Annotated in this window: 19 protein-coding genes; 12 read left to right on the forward strand and 7 right to left on the reverse strand. The window is 44.7% G+C overall.

Going from position 1 to position 20,496, the window contains the following annotated elements; genetic code table 11:
* The first annotated feature begins 191 nt into the window (after positions 1–191).
* The 7 genes from ribD to MKY18_RS03740 all read left to right on the forward strand — a co-directional run bounded on the left by ribD (position 192) and on the right by MKY18_RS03740 (position 11,687).
* On the forward strand, positions 192–1,277 hold the full coding sequence (gene ribD / locus MKY18_RS03710) for a bifunctional diaminohydroxyphosphoribosylaminopyrimidine deaminase/5-amino-6-(5-phosphoribosylamino)uracil reductase RibD (protein WP_342497735.1): 1,086 nt from the start codon (positions 192–194) through the stop codon (positions 1,275–1,277).
* A 112-nt stretch (positions 1,278–1,389) separates the two neighbouring features.
* Entirely contained in the window at positions 1,390–4,965 is a 3,576-nt protein-coding gene (locus MKY18_RS03715) for a collagen-like repeat preface domain-containing protein (protein ID WP_342497736.1), read from the forward strand.
* Positions 4,966–5,103: 138 nt separating this feature from the next.
* Positions 5,104–6,699, forward strand: coding sequence for a sensor histidine kinase (locus tag MKY18_RS03720; protein WP_342497821.1), 1,596 nt, complete (start codon positions 5,104–5,106; stop codon positions 6,697–6,699).
* 3 nt (positions 6,700–6,702) lie between these two features.
* Positions 6,703–7,401, forward strand: a complete 699-nt coding sequence (locus MKY18_RS03725; RefSeq protein ID WP_126741147.1) for a response regulator — start codon at positions 6,703–6,705, stop codon at positions 7,399–7,401.
* A gap of 3 nt (positions 7,402–7,404) precedes the next feature.
* Positions 7,405–8,385, forward strand: coding sequence for a tripartite tricarboxylate transporter substrate-binding protein (locus MKY18_RS03730; RefSeq protein WP_044142228.1), 981 nt, complete (start codon positions 7,405–7,407; stop codon positions 8,383–8,385).
* 191 nt (positions 8,386–8,576) lie between these two features.
* Positions 8,577–9,875, forward strand: coding sequence for a citrate:proton symporter (locus tag MKY18_RS03735; protein ID WP_044142226.1), 1,299 nt, complete (start codon positions 8,577–8,579; stop codon positions 9,873–9,875).
* A 180-nt stretch (positions 9,876–10,055) separates the two neighbouring features.
* A complete protein-coding gene (locus tag MKY18_RS03740; RefSeq protein WP_113768270.1) occupies positions 10,056–11,687 on the forward strand; it encodes a M14 family metallocarboxypeptidase in 1,632 nt (543 codons plus the stop codon).
* Positions 11,688–11,848: 161 nt separating this feature from the next.
* Here MKY18_RS03740 and MKY18_RS03745 read toward each other — a convergent pair whose 3' ends face one another.
* Entirely contained in the window at positions 11,849–12,334 is a 486-nt protein-coding gene (locus tag MKY18_RS03745; protein ID WP_044139752.1) for a phenolic acid decarboxylase, read from the reverse strand.
* 112 nt (positions 12,335–12,446) lie between these two features.
* Between MKY18_RS03745 and MKY18_RS03750 the strand changes: the two genes are divergently transcribed.
* Entirely contained in the window at positions 12,447–13,004 is a 558-nt protein-coding gene (locus MKY18_RS03750; protein WP_111913149.1) for a PadR family transcriptional regulator, read from the forward strand.
* A gap of 104 nt (positions 13,005–13,108) precedes the next feature.
* Complete coding sequence (locus tag MKY18_RS03755) at positions 13,109–14,215, forward strand: nitric oxide synthase oxygenase (RefSeq protein ID WP_340909417.1); 1,107 nt, start codon at positions 13,109–13,111, stop codon at positions 14,213–14,215.
* A 210-nt stretch (positions 14,216–14,425) separates the two neighbouring features.
* Here the strand turns inward: MKY18_RS03755 and MKY18_RS03760 are convergent, their stop codons facing one another.
* Complete coding sequence (locus MKY18_RS03760) at positions 14,426–14,695, reverse strand: acylphosphatase (RefSeq protein WP_340913776.1); 270 nt, start codon at positions 14,693–14,695, stop codon at positions 14,426–14,428.
* Between the two features lie 122 nt (positions 14,696–14,817).
* On the opposite strand from MKY18_RS03760, the gene MKY18_RS03765 reads away from it, so the two are divergent.
* Positions 14,818–15,468: an MOSC domain-containing protein gene (locus tag MKY18_RS03765; protein WP_044139749.1), complete on the forward strand. Its 651-nt coding sequence runs from the start codon at positions 14,818–14,820 to the stop codon at positions 15,466–15,468.
* 42 nt (positions 15,469–15,510) lie between these two features.
* Here the strand turns inward: MKY18_RS03765 and MKY18_RS03770 are convergent, their stop codons facing one another.
* From MKY18_RS03770 to map, 3 genes are all read right to left on the reverse strand, one after another.
* The gene (locus tag MKY18_RS03770; protein ID WP_003214303.1) at positions 15,511–15,648 is read right to left on the reverse strand and encodes a YflJ family protein; all 138 of its coding nucleotides are present in this window, start codon (positions 15,646–15,648) and stop codon (positions 15,511–15,513) included.
* A gap of 134 nt (positions 15,649–15,782) precedes the next feature.
* Entirely contained in the window at positions 15,783–15,944 is a 162-nt protein-coding gene (locus tag MKY18_RS03775) for a hypothetical protein (RefSeq protein ID WP_003214360.1), read from the reverse strand.
* Between the two features lie 123 nt (positions 15,945–16,067).
* Positions 16,068–16,817: a type I methionyl aminopeptidase gene (gene map, locus MKY18_RS03780; RefSeq protein ID WP_044139748.1), complete on the reverse strand. Its 750-nt coding sequence runs from the start codon at positions 16,815–16,817 to the stop codon at positions 16,068–16,070.
* A 187-nt stretch (positions 16,818–17,004) separates the two neighbouring features.
* On the opposite strand from map, the gene nagE reads away from it, so the two are divergent.
* Positions 17,005–18,369 carry an N-acetylglucosamine-specific PTS transporter subunit IIBC gene (nagE, locus tag MKY18_RS03785; RefSeq protein ID WP_044139747.1) on the forward strand — a complete coding sequence of 455 codons (1,365 nt, stop codon included), beginning with the start codon at positions 17,005–17,007 and terminating at the stop codon, positions 18,367–18,369.
* Positions 18,370–18,387: 18 nt separating this feature from the next.
* On the opposite strand, the gene MKY18_RS03790 is transcribed toward nagE, so the two are convergent.
* Positions 18,388–19,146: a DUF817 domain-containing protein gene (locus MKY18_RS03790; protein WP_003214429.1), complete on the reverse strand. Its 759-nt coding sequence runs from the start codon at positions 19,144–19,146 to the stop codon at positions 18,388–18,390.
* 194 nt (positions 19,147–19,340) lie between these two features.
* Here MKY18_RS03790 and MKY18_RS03795 point away from each other — a divergent pair, with 194 nt between their 5' ends.
* On the forward strand, positions 19,341–19,844 hold the full coding sequence (locus tag MKY18_RS03795; protein ID WP_003214123.1) for a DoxX family protein: 504 nt from the start codon (positions 19,341–19,343) through the stop codon (positions 19,842–19,844).
* Between the two features lie 46 nt (positions 19,845–19,890).
* On the opposite strand, the gene MKY18_RS03800 is transcribed toward MKY18_RS03795, so the two are convergent.
* Positions 19,891–20,484 carry a YjgB family protein gene (locus tag MKY18_RS03800; protein ID WP_335351590.1) on the reverse strand — a complete coding sequence of 198 codons (594 nt, stop codon included), beginning with the start codon at positions 20,482–20,484 and terminating at the stop codon, positions 19,891–19,893.
* Positions 20,485–20,496 lie beyond the last annotated feature (12 nt).

Below are 20,496 nucleotides of genomic sequence, written 5' to 3' on the forward strand. Positions count from 1 at the left end.
ATGTGCTCCTCATTAATAAATATGAATGTCGCAAATGCTGTTTTTGTAAACAACGAGCATCATATAAACTTTTTTATTCCTTGCCTTACTATGATCGATCTGAAAAGAAACGGATGGAAAAAATATGAGAATAGAACTCCTTCATTTCCTGAAGGAGTTCTTTCCCTTGAAAGAGAAGAAAGGAGACTCACATGAAAGACGATGTGTTTTATATGAAACTGGCGATTGCCAACGCAAAGGCAATGAAAGGGCAAACCTCCCCAAACCCGCTTGTCGGTGCAGTCATTGTACAGCAAGGTGAAATTGTTGGAATGGGTGCTCACATGAAGGCAGGTGAACCGCATGCTGAAATTCATGCACTGCACATGGCAGGAGAAAAGGCAGAAGGAGCTCATCTGTATGTAACGCTCGAACCTTGTTCGCATCATGGGAAAACGGGTCCTTGCACAGAAGCGATTATCAAAAGTGGTGTGAAACGGGTAGTCATTGCGACGCAAGATCCGAATCCGCTTGTAGCAGGTAAAGGGATTACCGTGTTGAAACAAGCAGGGATCGAAGTAGATGAAGGAATATGTAAACAGGAGGCGGACCGCTTAAATGTGCCTTTTTTTCATTTCATTCAATCAGACCTTCCTTACGTCATATTAAAATCAGCTATTTCAATAGATGGGAAAATTGCAACGGCTGATCTTGAAAGTAAATGGATCACAGGAACAGAAGCGAGGCAAGAAGTGCAGCAATTGCGCCAAGAAGCAGATGCGGTACTTACAGGAGTGGAAACGATTATTCAAGATGATGCAGGTTTAATTGTGAAGGATTCATTCATCACCCAGCCCATTCGTGTCATTTTAGATTCCACATTAAGAATTCCGCTTCATGCTAAATGCTTAACAGATCACATGGCGGAAACCATTATTTGTACCTCACGAATGTACGATCAAAAAAAGTATGATCAGCTTGTGCAAAAAGGGTATGAAGTATTTGTCACAAACGGGGAACAACGGACAGATATTCATGAAGTGTTAAACATGTTAAAGAAGCGTTCTGTGATGTCGGTACTTGTAGAGGCAGGAGGAAGCGTGAGTGCATCATTTTTAGAAGCGTCACTTGTAAATGAAGTTGTTATTTATATGGCACCTTTATTGATAGGTGGAAAACATGCGCCTACTTTCTTCGAAGGAGAAGGTGTGAAAAAACTAAAAGAGGCGATCCGTCCAGCGGATATTGAATATAGTATGGTAGGAAAAGATTTAAAAATGACGATGAGATTTCAATGAAACAAAGACCTTGTGCATGGAGTGCAAGGTCTTTTCAATTTTTCCAAATAAAAATAAAAATGTACATACACCTTTCACCATGGGGATGAATACAATGGATGGGGGTGATTCTATGAAAAGGTGTAGACAATGTGGAAAAACCTATCCCTTTCATTCTAAAGGCCATTACCAAAAAGGAAGCTGGTATGATGTGTATAAGGATGATGGATGGGAATGTGATAGTTGTAAGAAAGGAAGAACAAGAAACCCAGAGAAAAATTCTTGCTGCGGAAAAGATCCTTGTGTTTGTATTATTCAAGGTCCGTCAGGAGGTAGAGGTAGGAGAGGCCCAGCAGGTCCAACAGGTCCAACAGGGCCAACGGGGCCAATAGGACCCGGAGTAAGAGCGACCGGCGCCACAGGAGCCACAGGAGCAACCGGCGCCACAGGAGCTACAGGAGCTGCGGGAGCCACGGGAGCCACAGGAGATCCCGGAGCAACCGGCGCCACGGGAGCCGCAGGAGCAACCGGCGCCACGGGAGCAACCGGCGCCACGGGAGCCACAGGAGCTACAGGAACTGCGGGAGCAACCGGCGCCACGGGAGCTACAGGAGCAACCGGCGCCACGGGAGCCACAGGATATCCCGGTGCCACGGGAATCACAGGAGCGACTGGAGCAACCGGAGTAACTGGAGCAACCGGAGTAACTGGAGCAACCGGAGTAACGGGAGCAACCGGAGATATCGGAGCGACTGGAGTAACGGGAGCAACCGGAGTAACCGGAGCGACTGGAGTAACGGGAGCAACCGGAGTAACCGGAGCGACTGGAGTAACGGGAGCAACCGGAGATATCGGAGCGACTGGAGTAACGGGAGCAACCGGAGTAACCGGGGCGACTGGAGTAACGGGAGCAACCGGAGATATCGGAGCAACCGGAGTAACGGGAGTAACCGGAGATATCGGAGCGACTGGAGTAACGGGAGCAACCGGAGTAACCGGGGCGACTGGAGTAACGGGAGCAACCGGAGATATCGGAGCAACCGGAGTAACGGGAGTAACCGGAGATATCGGAGCGACTGGAGTAACGGGAGCAACCGGAGCAACCGGAGCGACGGGTGTAACAGGAGATACCGGAGTAACCGGAGCGACTGGAGTAACTGGAGCAACCGGAGATATCGGAGCAACCGGAGTAACCGGAGATATCGGAGCGACTGGAGTAACGGGAGCAACCGGAGCAACCGGAGCGACGGGTGTAACAGGAGATACCGGAGTAACCGGAGCGACGGGAGCAACCGGAGATATCGGAGCAACCGGAGCGACTGGAGTAACGGGAGCAACCGGAGCGACCGGAGCGACGGGTGTAACAGGAGATACCGGAGTAACCGGAGCGACGGGAGCAACCGGAGATATCGGAGCAACCGGAGCGACTGGAGTAACTGGAGATATCGGAGCAACCGGAGCGACTGGAGTAACGGGAGCAACCGGAGATATCGGAGCAACCGGAGCGACTGGAGTAACTGGAGCAACCGGAGATATCGGAGCAACCGGAGCGACTGGAGTAACGGGAGCAACCGGAGCGACCGGAGCGACGGGTGTAACAGGAGATACCGGAGTAACCGGAGCGACGGGAGCAACCGGAGATATCGGAGCAACCGGAGCGACTGGAGTAACTGGAGATATCGGAGCAACCGGAGCGACTGGAGTAACGGGAGCAACCGGAGATATCGGAGCAACCGGAGCGACTGGAGTAACTGGAGCAACCGGAGATATCGGAGCAACCGGAGTCACGGGAGCAACCGGAGTAACGGGAGCGACTGGAGTCACGGGAGCAACCGGAGCGACGGGTGTAACAGGAGTAACCGGAGCGACTGGAGTAACGGGAGCAACCGGAGCAACCGGAGTAACGGGAGATACCGGAGCAACCGGAGCAACCGGAGTAACGGGAGCGACTGGAGTCACGGGAGCAACCGGAGTAACGGGAGCAACCGGAGTAACGGGAGCGACTGGAGTAACGGGAGCAACCGGAGCGACGGGTGTAACAGGAGCAACCGGAGTCACAGGAGTAACGGGAGCAACCGGAGCAACCGGAGTAACGGGAGATACCGGAGCAACCGGAGCGACTGGAGTAACTGGAGCAACCGGAGCAACCGGAGATATCGGAGCAACCGGAGTAACGGGAGCAACCGGAGTAACGGGAGCGACTGGAGTCACGGGAGTAACCGGAGCAACCGGAGTAACGGGAGCGACTGGAGTCACGGGAGCAACCGGAGTAACCGGAGCGACTGGAGTAACGGGAGCAACCGGAGCGACGGGTGTAACAGGAGCAACCGGAGTCACAGGAGTAACGGGAGCAACCGGAGCAACCGGAGTAACGGGAGATACCGGAGCAACCGGAGTAACCGGAGTAACCGGAGCAACCGGAGCAACGGGAGCAACTGGAGTAACGGGAGCAACCGGAGCGACTGGAGTAACTGGAGCAACCGGAGCAACCGGAGATATCGGAGCAACCGGAGTAACCGGAGTAACCGGAGCAACGGGAGCAACTGGAGTAACGGGAGCAACCGGAGATATCGGAGCAACCGGAGCGACTGGAGTAACGGGAGCAACCGGAGATATCGGAGCAACCGGAGCGACTGGAGTAACGGGAGCAACCGGAGCAACCGGAGATATCGGAGCAACCGGAGCGACTGGAGTAACGGGAGCAACCGGAGCAACCGGAGATATCGGAGCAACCGGAGCGACTGGAGTAACTGGAGTAACTGGAGCAACCGGAGATATCGGAGCAACCGGAGATATCGGAGCAACCGGAGTAACGGGAGCAACGGGAGCAACGGGAGTCACGGGAGCAACCGGAGATATCGGAGCAACCGGAGCAACCGGAGATATCGGAGCAACCGGAGTAACCGGAGCGACTGGAGTAACGGGAGCAACCGGAGCGACGGGTGTAACAGGAGCAACCGGAGTAACGGGAGCAACCGGAGCAACCGGAGCAACCGGAGCGACTGGAGTAACGGGGGCAACCGGAGTAACGGGAGCAACCGGAGTAACCGGAGCGACTGGAGTCACGGGAGCAACCGGAGCGACGGGTGTAACAGGAGCAACCGGAGTAACGGGAGCAACCGGAGCAACCGGAGTAACCGGAGTAACCGGAGTAACCGGAGCAACCGGAGCAACGGGAGCAACTGGAGTAATTGGAGCGAGTGCGATTATTCCAGTTGCATCAGGTACCCCTGCTGTCTTGACTACAATTGCAGGCGGTCTTGTTGGAACATCTAGCTTGGTCGGATTTGGTAGCTCTGCAACAGGCGTTAGCATACTTGGTGGTATCATCGACTTAACAGGTGCAGCAGGTACGCTTTTAAATATGGCAATCTCTGTACCAAGAGATGGTACTATTACTTCATTTGCCGGATACTTTAGTACTACGGCAGCATTGACTTTAGTCGGCACGAGTATTACAGTGACAGCTAGATTATTTGCTTCGCCGACACCAAATAACAGCTTCACTCAAGTAGCGAGTGTCACGTTGGCACCACCATTAACGGGGATTTTAACTCTTGGTGCCATTTCAAACGGCATTGCTACTGGTCTGAATGTGCCAGTTACAGCAGAAACAAGATTACTGGTTGTATTCTCTGCGACTGCAACAGGCTTATCTTTAATTAACACCGTGGCAGGTTATGCGAGTGCAGGCTTATCCATCACGTAATTGAAACAGGGATGACTCGATTTGAGTCGTCCTTTTTTGTTTGCATGAATTTTCTCTTAACTTCGCAAGAAAAAATGATATGATTTTCTTAGAGTCTATTCGATGAATCTACTTGAATTAGGGGTTGTGGCGGTGAGGATGGGCAAAAGGAAAGTCACTTTACAAACGAAAATTTTTGGATTAATTATCGGGCTTTTGCTTGTTGTCATTGCGTTATTGACCATTTGTTTTGGTTTTTTGCAGACCTCAGAAAGGCAGCGGCAAGCAGAACAACTGGCGGTGCAAACCGCTAGAACAATCTCATATATGCCGCCCATTAAAACATCGGTGGCCACATCTGCATCGAAAAATGAAGAACAGGCAGTGCTTGAGCAAATGAAGGAGCAAGTAAGAGGACATGCTATCTTCATCACCAATCAAAAAGGAAAGGTCCTTTTTCATACGAATCATGAGGATGTAGGTAAAACCATCAGTGTATCGGAAGGAAGGAGTACTTTGCTGTTTGGAGGAACCTCCATATCCACTGGTGATTCTGACGGTGAAACCGTTGTCAGAGGCAGTGCGCCGATTATGAAAGAAACAGGACAGCATGAAGAAATTATTGGGATAGTTACTGTCGAATTTTTAAAAAGAGAAATCGACCAAGCAACAGCTCATCAACTATTCAAGTTGAGTTATATTGCCCTTCTTGTGCTCTTGCCTGGCCTATTCGGAGCGATTTTTTTAACAAGGAGTATTCGAAAAGATACATTGGGGCTTGAACCACATGAGATTGCATCATTATACCGAGAAAGAGAAGCGATGCTGCTCGCCATTAAAGAGGGGATTATTGCGTTTGACCGCAAAGGTGCGATGACGATGATGAATACGTCAGCTGAACACATGCTGCGCGTTTCTTCAAAGCGACCCCTTCATATTGACCAAGTCTTGCCAAATGCTAATCTTCTATCCTATTTAACGGTAGAGACGATTGAGCCTAACATAGAAATAGTCGTCAATAATAAAACCTTTGTGTTAAACGTGAAAAAAGTTAAGCAGGACAATAGAGTGTTCGGAGGAATTGTGAGCTTCAGGGAGAAAACAGAGCTGACGAAGCTGCTGGATACATTAACAGAGGTAAGCCAATATTCAGAAGACCTTAGAGCGCAAACACATGAGTTTTCAAATAAGCTGTACGCCATTTTAGGCTTGCTTGAGCTGAAACAAGTGGATGAAGCGATCGACTTAATTAAGGAAGAATATACGCTGCAAAATCGTCAGCATGATTTACTCATGAAGCAAATTCGTTCTCCTAAAATTCAAGCTATTTTACTAGGGAAATTAGGAAAGGCATCTGAGAAAAAGGTTCATTTCCAGATTGATGAAAATAGTTCATTGGAGCCGCTTCCCGCTCATTTAAGTTTATCTCACTTTATCACCATCATTGGCAATCTTGTAGACAATGCCTTTGAGGCCGTATTAAACAAAGAGAAGCGAGAAGTAGGTCTGTTTATCACAGATATTGGATTTGATATTATTATAGAAGTTTCTGATTCAGGTGATGGCATCAATGATAAGGAATTGTCACACATTTTTACAAGGGGTCATTCGTCAAAGGGAGAAGGGCGAGGCTATGGACTAGCGAATGTGAAAGAAGTATTGGACGAACTTGGGGGCTGGATTGAAGTGACGAACCAAAAAGAAGGCGGTGCCATCTTCACTGCATACATACCGAAAGGCACAAAGGGGGAATAGATTGTGATGAAGGTACTCATTGCGGAGGATGATTTTCGAATCGCAGCCATTCATGCATCTTATATACAACAAATAGAAGGATTTCAAGTCGCCGGAAAGGCAAAGAGTGCAAAGGATATGTGGGATGCGCTTCAAAAGGAACAAGTCGACCTCATCTTGCTTGATGTGTATATGCCCGATGAGCTCGGCACAAACCTGTTGCCGCTTTTAAGAGAACGCTATCCAGAAATAGATGTGATTATTATCACTGCGGCTACGGAAACGACACTTTTAAGAGATGCCCTTCAATACGGAGTGGTTCATTATTTAATCAAACCAGTGACCGCACAAAAGTTTGCGCAAGTTTTAACCGAATATAAAGAGAAGAAAGACATCATCAATTCCAAGGATGAAGTCAATCAAACGATGATTGATTTGTTTTTTGGACAGATGCAAGAAGAGCCGAAGGAAAAGGATGACAGAGACCTGCCTACAGGCATCAATTCGCTGACTTTGGACAAGGTGAAAACATTGATGGCATCAGAGAATAATGGAATTACAGCAGAAGAACTAGGAGAAAAGATGGGGGCATCACGTACAACAGCGAGACGGTATGTTGAGTATCTCGTGACAACAGGAGAATGCCGGGCAGAGCTTGCGTACGGAATCATTGGCAGACCAGAGCGAAAATATTATCCTGCCAAAAAGCAAGCGGAGTCTTAAAAGATGAAAAAAGCAATATGCCTTGTCGTGATCATAATATGTCTTTGTATGACGCTCACCTTTAATGAAAAAAAGGGAGGTGACTCTTTCCTGCAGCACAGCCCATTATCTATCGTGGTGTCTGGTGTCCCTGACGGCGGATTTGACCAAACAGCTCAAGTGATGAAATCAGTGCTCGAGAAGGAAAAGCTGGTGAAGCGGCCGGTGAATATCCTTTATCAAAGAGGCGGAACGGTGGATAAAGGATGGACATATATGTTGGAGCGAGATACCAACTATATTAGTTTGAATTCAAGTTTATTGTTAAGCCGTAATTTGCTTGGCAGCAGTAACATGACAATGAATGATGTCACGCCACTTGCGATTCTTGCGGAAGAGTGGCAGGTCGTCGCAGTCCCAGTGGATTCTCCCTTTTCAAATGGGAAGGAGCTATTAAACACACTAAAGAAGAAACCGGATTCCTTAAAAATTGGATTTGCCCCAGACTTTGGAAATGATGATCAAATCTCATTCGCACGAGCGGCAGAAATGGCAGGAATTGATCCATACCGCATTCAATTTTTGAAGTTTGACAGTGCAGATGATTTATTTCAGGCGCTCATTGACCATGAGGTGGATGCAGCAACAACAACGATTACAGAGGTTCGTCATGATTATGAAAAGAAGAGGCTAAAACTCATAGCGACCACAACCAATCAGCGTTTAGAGGGATTTGAAGATGTGCCTACTTGGAAAGAGCAAGGAATCCCGCTCATCTTTTCTCATTGGCGTGGTGTCATGGGACCCAAACAAATGAATCAGCACGAGATTCGTGAATGGGATCAGCTTCTTCAAAAAATGACACAGACTAAGTCCTGGAAAAAACAATTAAAGCAAAAGGGCTGGACAGGTCGCTATATGAACAGTAAAGAGGCAAAGATCTTTATGGAAGAGCAATTAAGGCGATATGAGCAGTTTATCCAAGGGGAACAAGCGGTCGAATGAGATCGCTTTTTTTCATGGAATTCATCAAAACCAAGGTTTGAACAAAATGAACAAAAAGCATTTATCGACCGAAAAAGAATTAAAATTCATAATATTTACTTCAATTGAGGCGTCAGATATCATGACAGAAAGGGTTGGAAATGGGATACCAACATTTAATGAAAGCGTATACAACATAAGGGGTGAACAAAGTGCTAGCAATCTTAGGATTTCTTATGATGGTTGTATTTATGGTTTTGATTATGACGAAACGTATGTCTGTTTTAACGGCATTGGTATTAACACCAATTGCTTTTGCTCTTATTGCAGGTTTTCATTTTACTGAAATTTCAGACATGGTTGTCAAAGGTGTGCAGCAAGTTGCACCGACAGCGGTCATGATCATGTTTGCGATTTTGTACTTTGGCATTATGATTGATGCGGGTTTATTTGATCCGATGGTGGCGAAAATTTTAAACATTGTCAAAGGCGATCCATTAAAAATTGTCGTCGGAACAGCTGTCCTGACCATGCTTGTTGCACTTGATGGTGATGGGACAACAACGTACATGATTACAACAACAGCGATGCTTCCATTATTTACGCTGCTTGGCATCCGGCCGATTATTTTAGCGGGGATTGCCGGAGTTGGCATGGGGATTATGAATACGATTCCATGGGGAGGAGCCACACCTAGAGCGGCGAGTGCACTTGGTGTTGATCCATCACTTTTATTTGGTCCGATGATTCCAGTCATTGGTGCAGGGGTTTTGAGCATGATTGTGGTGGCATACTTTCTTGGGAAGTCTGAAAGAAAGCGTCTTGGTGTCATTGAGCTCGAACAGCCGATTCATGCAAATGAAATGGCAGCGGCACTACAGGATGACATCAAGCGACCGAAACTTTGGTGGTTTAACCTGTCGCTTACGTTGTTATTGGTGCTCCTTCTCGTCTCTGGAAAAGTCAGCTTAACGGTATTATTTGTTCTTGCATTCTGTGTGGCGATTATCGTGAACTATCCGAACCTTGAACAGCAGCGTGAGCGGATTGCGGCTCATTCAACCAACGTTTTAGCGATTGCTTCCATGATATTTGCGGCAGGGGTTTTTACAGGCATCTTAACAGGCACAAAAATGGTCGATGAAATGGCGATTTCGATTGTATCTGCCATTCCAGAGCAGCTTGGCGGCTTTATTCCAGTCATTGTTGCGTTAACGAGCGGGATATTTACGTTCTTTATGCCGAATGATGCATACTTTTATGGGGTCCTGCCGATCCTATCAGAAACAGCGGCAGCATACGGTGTTGATAAAATTGAAATCGCGAGAGCCTCTATTATTGGCCAGCCGATTCATATGTTAAGCCCACTTGTTCCATCCACTCATTTACTTGTTGGACTTGTTGGGGTATCACTGGATCAGCATCAGAAGTTTGGCATGAAATGGGCTGTGCTTGCAGTTGTCGCCATGACGGTCATGTCGGTACTCATTGGGGCCATTTCCATTTGGTAAATAAAAGAGTGTCTGCTACCTGAGCAGGCACTTTTTTTAGGTCATATTGCCGAGCAGGCTCAATTCATTTGCCCTATACAAAAAACATGCCTTTTCCTCCAAAAGATATATTTTTGAAAAATACTGACACTTTTACTGTTTTTTTCTTTATAATGCAAATCAACGAAGGGAGAGGATAGCATGTCCAAACGAAAAGGCACGATTCTTTTTGCTGCAGTATGCCTCATAGCAGGAAGTTTGTCGATGGTGAGTCCAGATTCAGCTCATGCAGACACCCCTTATTATGGAAAGAGTTATGAACAGCCAGCCTCAGTGAAGAAGCTATACCCTGAGCCTGATGAGACGTTCGATACCCCCGCATTTCAGAAAAAAGGAGAAGCCTTCACCACACAAGAAGAGCTTCAACAATTCTTACGTGATATTGTCCGCAAAAGTCCTTACGCTACGCAGAAGCAGATTGGAACATCCATTGAAGGACGGTCCATTCCAGCCCTCTACTTTACAAAGGATCGTCATATTTCTCCACTTTCAAAAAAGCCAACGATCTGGCTTCAAGCACAAATACACGGAAATGAACCAGCCTCCGGTGAATCTGCTCTCGTCATCGCAAAACGATTAGCTGGTGAACAAGGAGAGCGTATACTCAATCATGTCAATATCATCATTGTCCCGAGAATCAATCCTGATGGTGCTTATGCGTTTGACCGCAGACTTGCAAACGGAATGGATGGAAACCGTGATCATATGACATTAGAATCTCCAGAGCTCACAGCCCTGCATCAAGAATTTAATCGGTATGCACCAGAAGTGGTCATTGATGCCCATGAATACGATGTAGGACAAAAACAGTTTGATGATATCGGATCAGCGGGTGCACTCAAATATCACGATTTACTGATCTTATCAGGGAAGAACTTGAATATTCCAGAAAGCATCCGGCTCACGTCAAATGAATTATACGTGAACGGCGTCCGTGAAACGCTAACAAATCAAGGATTTTCAAATGATTTATATTATACAAGCACAAGAGGAAAGGATGGAAAGATCGATCTCTATGAAGGCGGAACGGATGCACGAATTGGTCGAAATGCTCTGGCGCTCTCCCCAGCGCTATCCTTTCTTGTAGAAAGCAGAGGGATTGGAATTGGAAGAGAGGACTTTACCCGCCGCGTCGCAGCACAAGTCACCACTCATGAAAAAATCATTGAAACAACGGTGAAACATGCAAAGCAGGTGAAGCAGCAAATGGTGACGGAGCGTTTGAAGCTGGTGAAAAAAGGTCTCCAATCGAATGATGACGATCAAGTGGTCATTCAAGATGATTTCAAAGCGCCGGTGGATGATTCGCTTGAAATGGTAGATATTGAAAAAGGACAGACCATCAATGTCCCTGTACGCTTTCACAGTGCGAGCGATGCTATTCCTGTCATATCGAGAGAACGACCGACAGCTTATCTTGTTTTACCTGGACATGAAGGGGTAGAACGGAAGCTTCAAACCTTAGGGTTAAAAAGTATCACATTGCCTGCCAGTGTAAAAGTACCGGTACAAGCCTATCAAGTAACAAAACGAGACGAAAAGAGCAAAACAGATATTCAGCTTGAAACAGAACTCACCCAAAAGAAACGTCAGCTACCAAAAGGGACAAAGGTATATTTCACGGCGCAGCCGCAAACGAATTTGTTGTCACTTGCCCTTGAACCAGAATCAAAAGATAGCTATATGTCATCTGGATTTATTGCTTCAAAAGTAGGCGATGAACTGCCAGTGTACCGGTTCTTGCTATCTAAAAGGACGTTAGGCATTAAATAAAAAGGGCTAAAATGATTTAGAGGGCTAAAATGATTTAGCCCTCAGCGTGTCCTATACTGCAAAAATTTTCTATCACACTGAAAAGAAGACAAAGGGCTAAAATAAACATCATTTTAGCCCTTTGTCCACAATCTAGAAGCGGCACAGTGTGTGCTGCTTTTTTATTTTCGTCCTGCTCTTATCTCATCTGTCATGCCTTCATACGGTGCTTCGGCGATAATCGTTTCGTCATTTACACCTGCATGATTCATATACGTAATGTCCGCAAATTCTGGAACAACATATTTCGGATATGTTTCGTACTTTTCACGAGATTCTTTCATGAGATCGATGTAGTCATTTTGATAGCAAACTGTGATATCTGGACGTTCATGGACCCATTTTGGGAAGAAGATGACGCCATGCATGCGTTTTTCTTCAGGCATAAAGTTCAGAGAGACGTCTGTCCCAGTTGGTTCTGTCCAAGAAACTTTGTAAACGCCTTTTGTTAGCTTCACAATATTCACTTCTTGATCACGAACCCAGCGGCCTCCAACCATTCCGCTATGAATGCGGTAATCAATGGTGTGATCGTTTTTAATGTAAATCTCATATTCCCAGCCATTTTCATACGTATAAATCATATGAAGTCCAACGAATTGATCCATGTTTATTCCTTCTTTCATTAGAATGATGTTGTTTCAAACATGTCGTGATTTACATGTTTATTTTAAAGCCTGTGGTATAATATTGTCAAAGAATAAACGTTGGAGGCACATCATGAGAGTTTTGAAATATGCCATTCTTGGTTTACTAGATCAGTGTGAGCTGACTGGATACGATATCACCAAACATTTTAAGGATTCCCTTGGACAGTTTTGGAGCGCGAAGCATAGCCAAATTTACCCTGAGCTAAAACGGCTCACAGAAGAAGGGTTTATTGAATTTGATGTTCGTATACAAGGAAAGAAGCTAGAGAAGAAGGTTTATCAAATCACAGAGGCAGGGCAAGCGGCATTGCATCAGTGGTTAAGGACAAAAGACCCGATCCCAGAAACAACAAAGGATGAATTCATGCTCAAAACATTTTTCATCTCCTCCATGGACAAAAAAGAAGCGGCTGACCTGTTTACACATCAACTACTAGAGCGCACGAAGAAAGTAGACATGCTAAAGCAGAAGCTGCACGCGTTAATAGAGGAAGATCGTGGTGCTGAATCGCTTCATTCAGCCCAATTTGGGCATTACTTAGTGCTGACAAGGGCAATTGAAAGAGAAAAAGGCTATGTCCGCTGGCTCGAGCAAACCCTTAAACGGATTGATTCATCCACGCTCTAAGGACAATGGTCGGATGATATGATAAAAAATGGTTTGAAACTAGTGAATTTATAAATAGAAACCGCTACAATGGATATATTCGTATTAAAGTGAGGCGAGTATGTTTGAGTAATCAAGAAGCGTTGTGGAATGAAGCAGAAGCTTTTATTTCTGTATGCTATGAAGAATTGGGCAAGTCAAATGAAGAGAAAGCAGCACGTCTGCATGAAATAAAACAAGAAATTAACTCTAAAGGGACGTATACTCACACACAAGAGGAATTGGCGCACGGGGCGAAAATGGCATGGCGCAACAGCAACCGCTGCATTGGCCGTTTATTTTGGTCAACTCTGCATGTTCACGACTGCCGTCACGTGAAGACAGAAGAAGAGGTGAAAGAGGCACTCTTTCATCATATTGAGTATGCGACAAATGATGGGAAAATCAAACCATCCATTACGATCTTTCCTCCAGAAAATCATTCGCAAAAGGGAGTCGTCATTTATAATCATCAGCTCGTTCGTTATGCAGGCTATGAGACGGAGTATGGCATCATCGGCGACGAGGCTTCTCTTGAATTAACTAAGTTGTGTGAAGCCCATGGCTGGAAAGGGGAGGGCACGCACTTTGATATTCTGCCTCTCATGTTTCAGCTAAAGGATCAGCCGCCCGTTCTGTATGAGCTTCCGAAAGAAATCGTCCAAGAAGTCGAGATCATCCATCCTGAGTATGAAGGATTTCGTGATTTAGGACTGAAATGGTATGCGGTACCGATTATTGCTGATATGAAATTGGAGATTGGTGGTATTCATTACAATGCAGCACCGTTCAATGGCTGGTATATGGGCACAGAAATTGGCGCACGTAACCTAGCCGATGAAAATCGCTACAATATGCTGAAAAAAGTCGCTTCGATTTTAGGACTGGACACGACAAAGAATGCGTCGCTTTGGAAGGACAAAGCGATTGTTGAGTTGAATGTGGCGGTTCTTCATTCTTACCGAGAAGCAGGGGTGACCATTGTTGATCACCATACAGCAGCACATCAATTCAAACAATTTGAAAAGCAGGAAGAAAAGGCTGACCGCAAGCTGACTGGGGACTGGACTTGGTTGATTCCGCCGGTATCACCAGCTGCTACCCACATCTTCCACAAGCATTACGACAATACCATTGTGAAGCCGAATTATTTTTATCAGGAAAAGCCCTATCATGGAACAGAAAAAGCCTAGCGAGAGCTAGGTTTCAGCGTGTAGACAAACCCTCGCATTCGCCCGCAGGTCTGCGCGCTGGTGCTCACGAATGTTCAATTCGTTCTGCGCCAGTGCTCGTCCTTCCTAGGGCTGCAAAGGTTTTCTATCACGCTGAAAAGAAGACAAAGAGCTAAAATAAACATCATTTTAGCCCTTTGTCAACAATCTGAGAAAAGCCTAGCTCTTTTATTACCTTATGCAAAAATCCTGATAATGAGCGAACTCAGTGAGCGGCTCCATTTGCATATCTGTGACCTTTGAAAAAGGGCTTCCTTTCCGGACAGTCTTTAAGAAATCAAGCACTTCCTGCTGCTCACCCTCTACCTTTAACTCAACATGCCCTTCATCTGTGTTGCGTACCCAGCCTTTCATCCCGCGATTGACGGCTTCTCCTTGTACAAAATAGCGAAAACCGACTCCCTGCACCCGTCCTGTGACAATGGCATGGTAATGAATCAATGTCATCTCTCCTTTTTTCTCATCGTACCATAGCATGTAACTGACCTTCACGCATCGACTATGATTTCATTGTCTAACGATGTAAAATAATAGCCATGAGACAACCAAAGGAGATGGTCAACGTGGGACAGAAGAGATACGACATAGTAGGAATCCAAGTAGGACAACCCATCACGACCTATGCAAACGGAAAAGAAATCAAAACAGCCATCAACAAAAAGCGAATTCATGAGCCTGTCTATTTGAGTAAGGTCAATTTTGAGGGAGATGGTCAAGGTGATTTGGTTCATCATGGAGGATATGATAAAGCCGTCTGCGTCTTTCCATACGATCATTATGCTTATTTTGAGCAGTTTTTAGGGGTTCCGTTACAGGAAGCTGCCTTCGGCGAGAATGTAACCGTGCACCAACTAGTTGAAACAGAAGTGCGGATTGGCGATGTATTTCAGCTAGGAGAAGCACTTGTTGAAGTGAGCCAGCCAAGACAGCCGTGTGTGAAACTATCTTTTAAGCATGGTAACATGAAGCTTGTAAAGGAAGTGCAACAAACGGGGTATACCGGTTTTTATTTACGAGTGCTGAAAGAAGGCTTAGTGCCTGCTGATGCTTCTCTAGTATTAGTAGAAAAAGCATCTCATCACATTACAGTTCATGAAGTGAACGAGGTCAAATATCGTCAAACAAGTCCAGAGAGGCTAAAAGCCGTTCTTAAAGTAGATGCCTTAGCAGATGTCGTGAGGAAGTCTTTAGAAAAACGAATTCAGCCCATTTAAAAAAAGCCGTACATCAGCATAAGATGTACGGCTTTTAAGCGCTTATGAGCTAGGTTTCTTTTGCTCAAGAAGATTTGCAAGGAAATATGTTTTTAAGCTTTGAAGCTTTCTTCCTTCATGCTTGGTCACACCAAGCTTCTTTAATTCTTCGACATACCAGCCTTTGCTACCATAATGCATGATAGAAAACTCCTTTCAATTGAAACTGCCTGCATTGTAACACCACAAAAAAGGACGTGAAAAGTGTGCAGGTATGAATAAATGAAAACTGATTCTATCTTCCTATGATCCATGTATATGCTGGAAATAATCATTTATGAATTTGGCGGGTTGAGGGTAACGATGATCATGCCGACCGTCATAATCATGATGACAATACCAAGATAAGTCATCATGGATTGTTTTTTCTTAATACCTACAACCGTTAAGATAATACTTTCAATCAAAAAGATAACGCCGATGATGATGAACCACATATCAAATAAGACCCCTTTCGCATATCTTTGCCTATTTTACCACAGGCATTTTTGTTTAGTCGTGACAGATTCGTGAAAGGGAAACGAAAAGATCCCCTCCAATGAAGAAGGGGATCAGCTGGCTTATAGCTTCGTTAATATAATCGGTTCGTCTTTTGTGATGACAATGGTATGTTCAATCTGTGCGACAAGGCTTTTATCTGGTGTTTTAAATGTCCAGCCGTCATCAGTTTGATAAATCGATTCAGCATTTGTTGAAATAAAAGGTTCGAAGGCGATCACGGTGCCATTCTTAAACAAAGCATTATCGAAAGGATCATAATAGTTTAAAATATGGTTAGGTGCTTCATGTAGACTTTTCCCAATGCCATGTCCTGTCAGGTTTTTAATGACAGTAAATCCTTGTTCTTTTGCTGTATTGTAGACCGCACGGCCAATTTGGTTTTGCCTTTTACCGGCTTTTGCATGCTTTAATCCTTCGAGGAATGCATCCTCTGCACACTGGCATAATGCTTCAAGACGAGCATCACCTGTACCTAATACGAATGAAATACCGGTATCGGAATAATAGCCGTCCAGCTCTGCTGAAATATCAATATTGATGAGGTCGCCCTCTTGTAAAATGGTTTTTTCACTTGGAATACCGTGAGCAACTTCATCGTTCACGCTGATACAAGTCGTCCCAGGGAAGTCATATTCCTTTTCGGGTGCTGAATTCGCCCCATGCTCTTCTAATATTTTTTTTCCAATCAAATCTAGTTCTTTTGTAGACATGCCTGGTTTCGCTTGGCTTTTCATTTCTTCTCTTGCCAAAGCGACAATTCGGCCGACTTTTTTTAAGGCTTCTAACTCATGATCATGTTTGACAATCACTGTTCATTCCCGCTTTCTATAACTTCATTCTATTCAATAGCTTACCACATTTTACGCAAAAAGAGTAAAGAGCGGAATTCAAATGAATGTGGACAAATTGGTATAGATAACTAGATGTGCATATGATATATTTTTTATGAGCATCATGCACGTTTAGTCATGATGATGACAAAGGGGGAGAAGACAAATGGTATTTCAGTTTTTTCAAAAGCTAGGCAAATCTTTTATGCTTCCAATCGCTGTACTTCCAGCAGCAGGGATTATTTTGGCTATTGGGCGGGAGGATGTATTCGATATCCCGTTTATTCATGCGGCTGGAAATGCCATTTTTGCAAACTTGGCTTTAATTTTTGCAATGGGGATAGCGATCGGTATTGCAAAGGATGGTAACGGGGCAGCGGCATTATCAGGTGCGATCTCTTATTTTATTTTATCAGCTGGTACAACGTCGATTAATTCAACGAACAATATGGGGGTATTGGGCGGTATTTTATGCGGGCTATTGGCAGGTTATGTGTACAATCGCTTCAAGGATACGAAGCTGCCAGAATATTTAGGTTTCTTTAGCGGAAGACGGCTTGTGCCAATTATGACCGCACTTTTCACCATTTTATTAGCAGCCGTTTTCGGATTTGTATGGCCTCCGATTCAAAGCGGGATCAATGGATTAGGGGAATGGATTTTAAGTCTTGGTGCAACGGGTGCAGGGCTGTTTGGTTTCTTTAACCGCTTGCTCATTCCATTAGGGCTTCATCATGTGCTGAATAACTTATTTTGGTTTCAATTCGGGGAATTCAGCGGGGCAACAGGAGATCTAGCGCGATTCTTTAAAGGAGATCCAAGCGCGGGTGTCTTTATGACTGGTTTCTTCCCAGTGATGATGTTCGGTCTGCCAGCGGCATGTCTAGCCATGATTGTGACCGCAAAGCCTGAAAAGCGAAAAGCAACGGCTGGCTTGATGATTGGGATGGCGCTTACGTCATTTATTACAGGGATCACTGAACCAATTGAATTTTCATTTATGTTTTTATCTCCACTCTTATATGGTGTCCATGCTGTACTAACGGGTCTTTCGCTCTTTATTGTGAACATTCTCGGGATTCATAGCGGCTTCGCTTTTTCAGCAGGAGCGATTGATTACGTTTTAAGCTTTGGCATTGCACAAAAACCACTCATGCTGCTTGGGGTTGGTGTGCTTTATGGCATTGTGTACTTTGTCGTTTTCTATTTCCTCATTAAACTGTTAAAGCTTAAAACACCGGGCAGAGAAGATGAAGACATTGAAGATATTGCAGCCGATGATACGAAGACGGCAGGTGCGAGTATACTTTTAGAGGGACTTGGCGGCAAAGACAATATCACCGCCATTGATCATTGTGCCACCCGCCTGCGTTTAACAGTAGAAGATACACATTTATTAAATGAAGGCACATTGAAAAAAGCAGGTGCCAAAGGGGTACTGACTTCAGGGAAAACCTCCGTACAAATCATCATTGGAACGAATGTAGAATTTGTCGCAAATGATCTCCGCAAGGAAGTCGATCGAGATTAAAAAAAGCGTTCAGCCAGGTCAAATGGGCTGAACGTTTTTTTGTTTGCGCTGTTCGATGACGAGCACAATACTGATCACAACAAGTAAAAACCAAGAACTGATTTTCCCAAGATGTACGAGAGACCAAGCGTGCTGTTGATTTGGATATTGCCATGCCCCTAAAAAGGTGGTGACATTTTCGGCAATCCAAATGAAGAAACCAATCAGCAAGAAAGAGATGACAAGCGGCATTCGAAAGGTAGAAGAGCCAACCTGAAACGAGACGGACGTTTTTCGAAATATGACAACAAGCAGTAATGTCAGCCACCATCTCAGATCATAGAGCCAGTGATGCGTAAAAAAATTGAGATAAATACACAAGCTAATCCCAATTGAAAGAAACGGATGGGGCCATGAACTGACCTGCACGTGAAGCCGGGACAGTGCCTGATAAATATAGCTTGCTACACTCGCATACATAAATCCGCTATAGAGCGGAACCCCAAAGACCTTCGTATAAGCCTCTTCAGGATAGGACCAAGAACCCATATGAACTTTATACATTTCTAAGCCAATACCTATTATGTGAAATAGACAGATCACCTTCAATTCATTCAATGTCTCCAGCCGAAGCGTCAGCATGAGCATCTGGGCAAGAAGGCAAAGTAGTAGAATGAAATCATACCGGTGTAGAAAAGGAATCGTCACTATCTTTGATAGGGCAAGCGCCGCAAAGATCATGACGGGGAATAGACACGACATCGCCTGTAAGTAAGCAAACTGGAATAATGTTTTCATACAAAATGAAACCTCTTTTCATTGTCTGAAATGACTAAGACGGATTTAGCAAGGGAAAAGTTACCTGACCTATATATTCATGAACAATTTGTGAATATGTATGTGAAAAAGATCACAAACTAGTTTTAACGTAGTATAATAAGATCATAAAGAAAATGTGAAAAAATTCACATAAATTAAAGGGAGGCATCATCATGTTTACAAAATTCTTACAAACGAATGTATGGGCAGCGGTTATCCTTTTGGCAGCAAGACTTTATATCGGTTGGACTTGGCTCACATCTGGTATAGGAAAACTAACAGGCGGATTCGATGCATCAGGATATTTACAATTTGCGATAGCTGAACCTGTTGTCAAAGATGGAAACCTCGTGTATCCGTTCTATGTATGGTTTTTAGAAAATGTCGCTTTGCCGAATGCTGGACTATTTAGTGCCATGGTCATGTGGGGGGAAATTTTAGTAGGTCTAGGATTAATTGTTGGATTATTCACAACAACTGCAGCCTTTTTCGGAAGCATGATGAATGTCTCTTTCTTACTAGCTGGTACCGTCTCTGTCAACCCGCTTCTTCTGCTCATTGCCATCGTCATCATGGCTGCGAAAGGAAATGCAGGCAAATTTGGACTTGATTATGTCGCAGGTCCAGTCTTGAAACGTACAATGAAAAGAAAGCCGCATTTAGAAGTGGCTTCATAATAAAGAAAAAGCATCCTTAGCTTCTGCTCAAGGATGCTTTTTTTATTTAGGAATCAGCTTTCACCAGATTAATATGCAGGACGGTGAGCTTCTGCTGATTTATATCTGGGTCATGGCCGACGATAAATTCCAGCTCATAATCTCCAGTACGATACACGTATTTTTTCTCTTTTGTCTGTGGAATGGTGCTGACCGAATCTGCTTGTCCAAGTTGTTTCTTTAATAGGGAAGGGGTCATTCCGCCGATATTCGTTTCTTTTTCTACATTTGTACCGAAATAACGGATTTCGTCAATTTTGCCTTTGGCATCATAATGAAAAGCAAATCCCGGATTCCCCATTTCAGCATGATACAAATCAAAGCTGCTTTGACCTGTTTCTGGATATGGATTTCCTAGTTTATGATGGACATCCATCTTTGTTTGAACTCCAATTTTAAGACCTTTTGCATAATAAGGCATTTGTCCTTTATGTGCCAGCTCATAAATGTTGTTTAGTGCGGTTTTCGGACCTTGAGGAACGGATTGTTCGACTGCTGTTTTGTTCATGGCGTGTGCTGAGACTGCAGGACTGAATCCAATGAGGGCGGACGTAGCGAGTGAAAGTGAAGCAGTCATGACAAAAGCGGTTGTTTTCTTCATTTTAAAATCCCT

Source organism: Bacillus sp. FSL R7-0672, from assembly GCF_038601465.1.
GTDB lineage: Bacteria > Bacillota > Bacilli > Bacillales > Bacillaceae > Bacillus > Bacillus pumilus.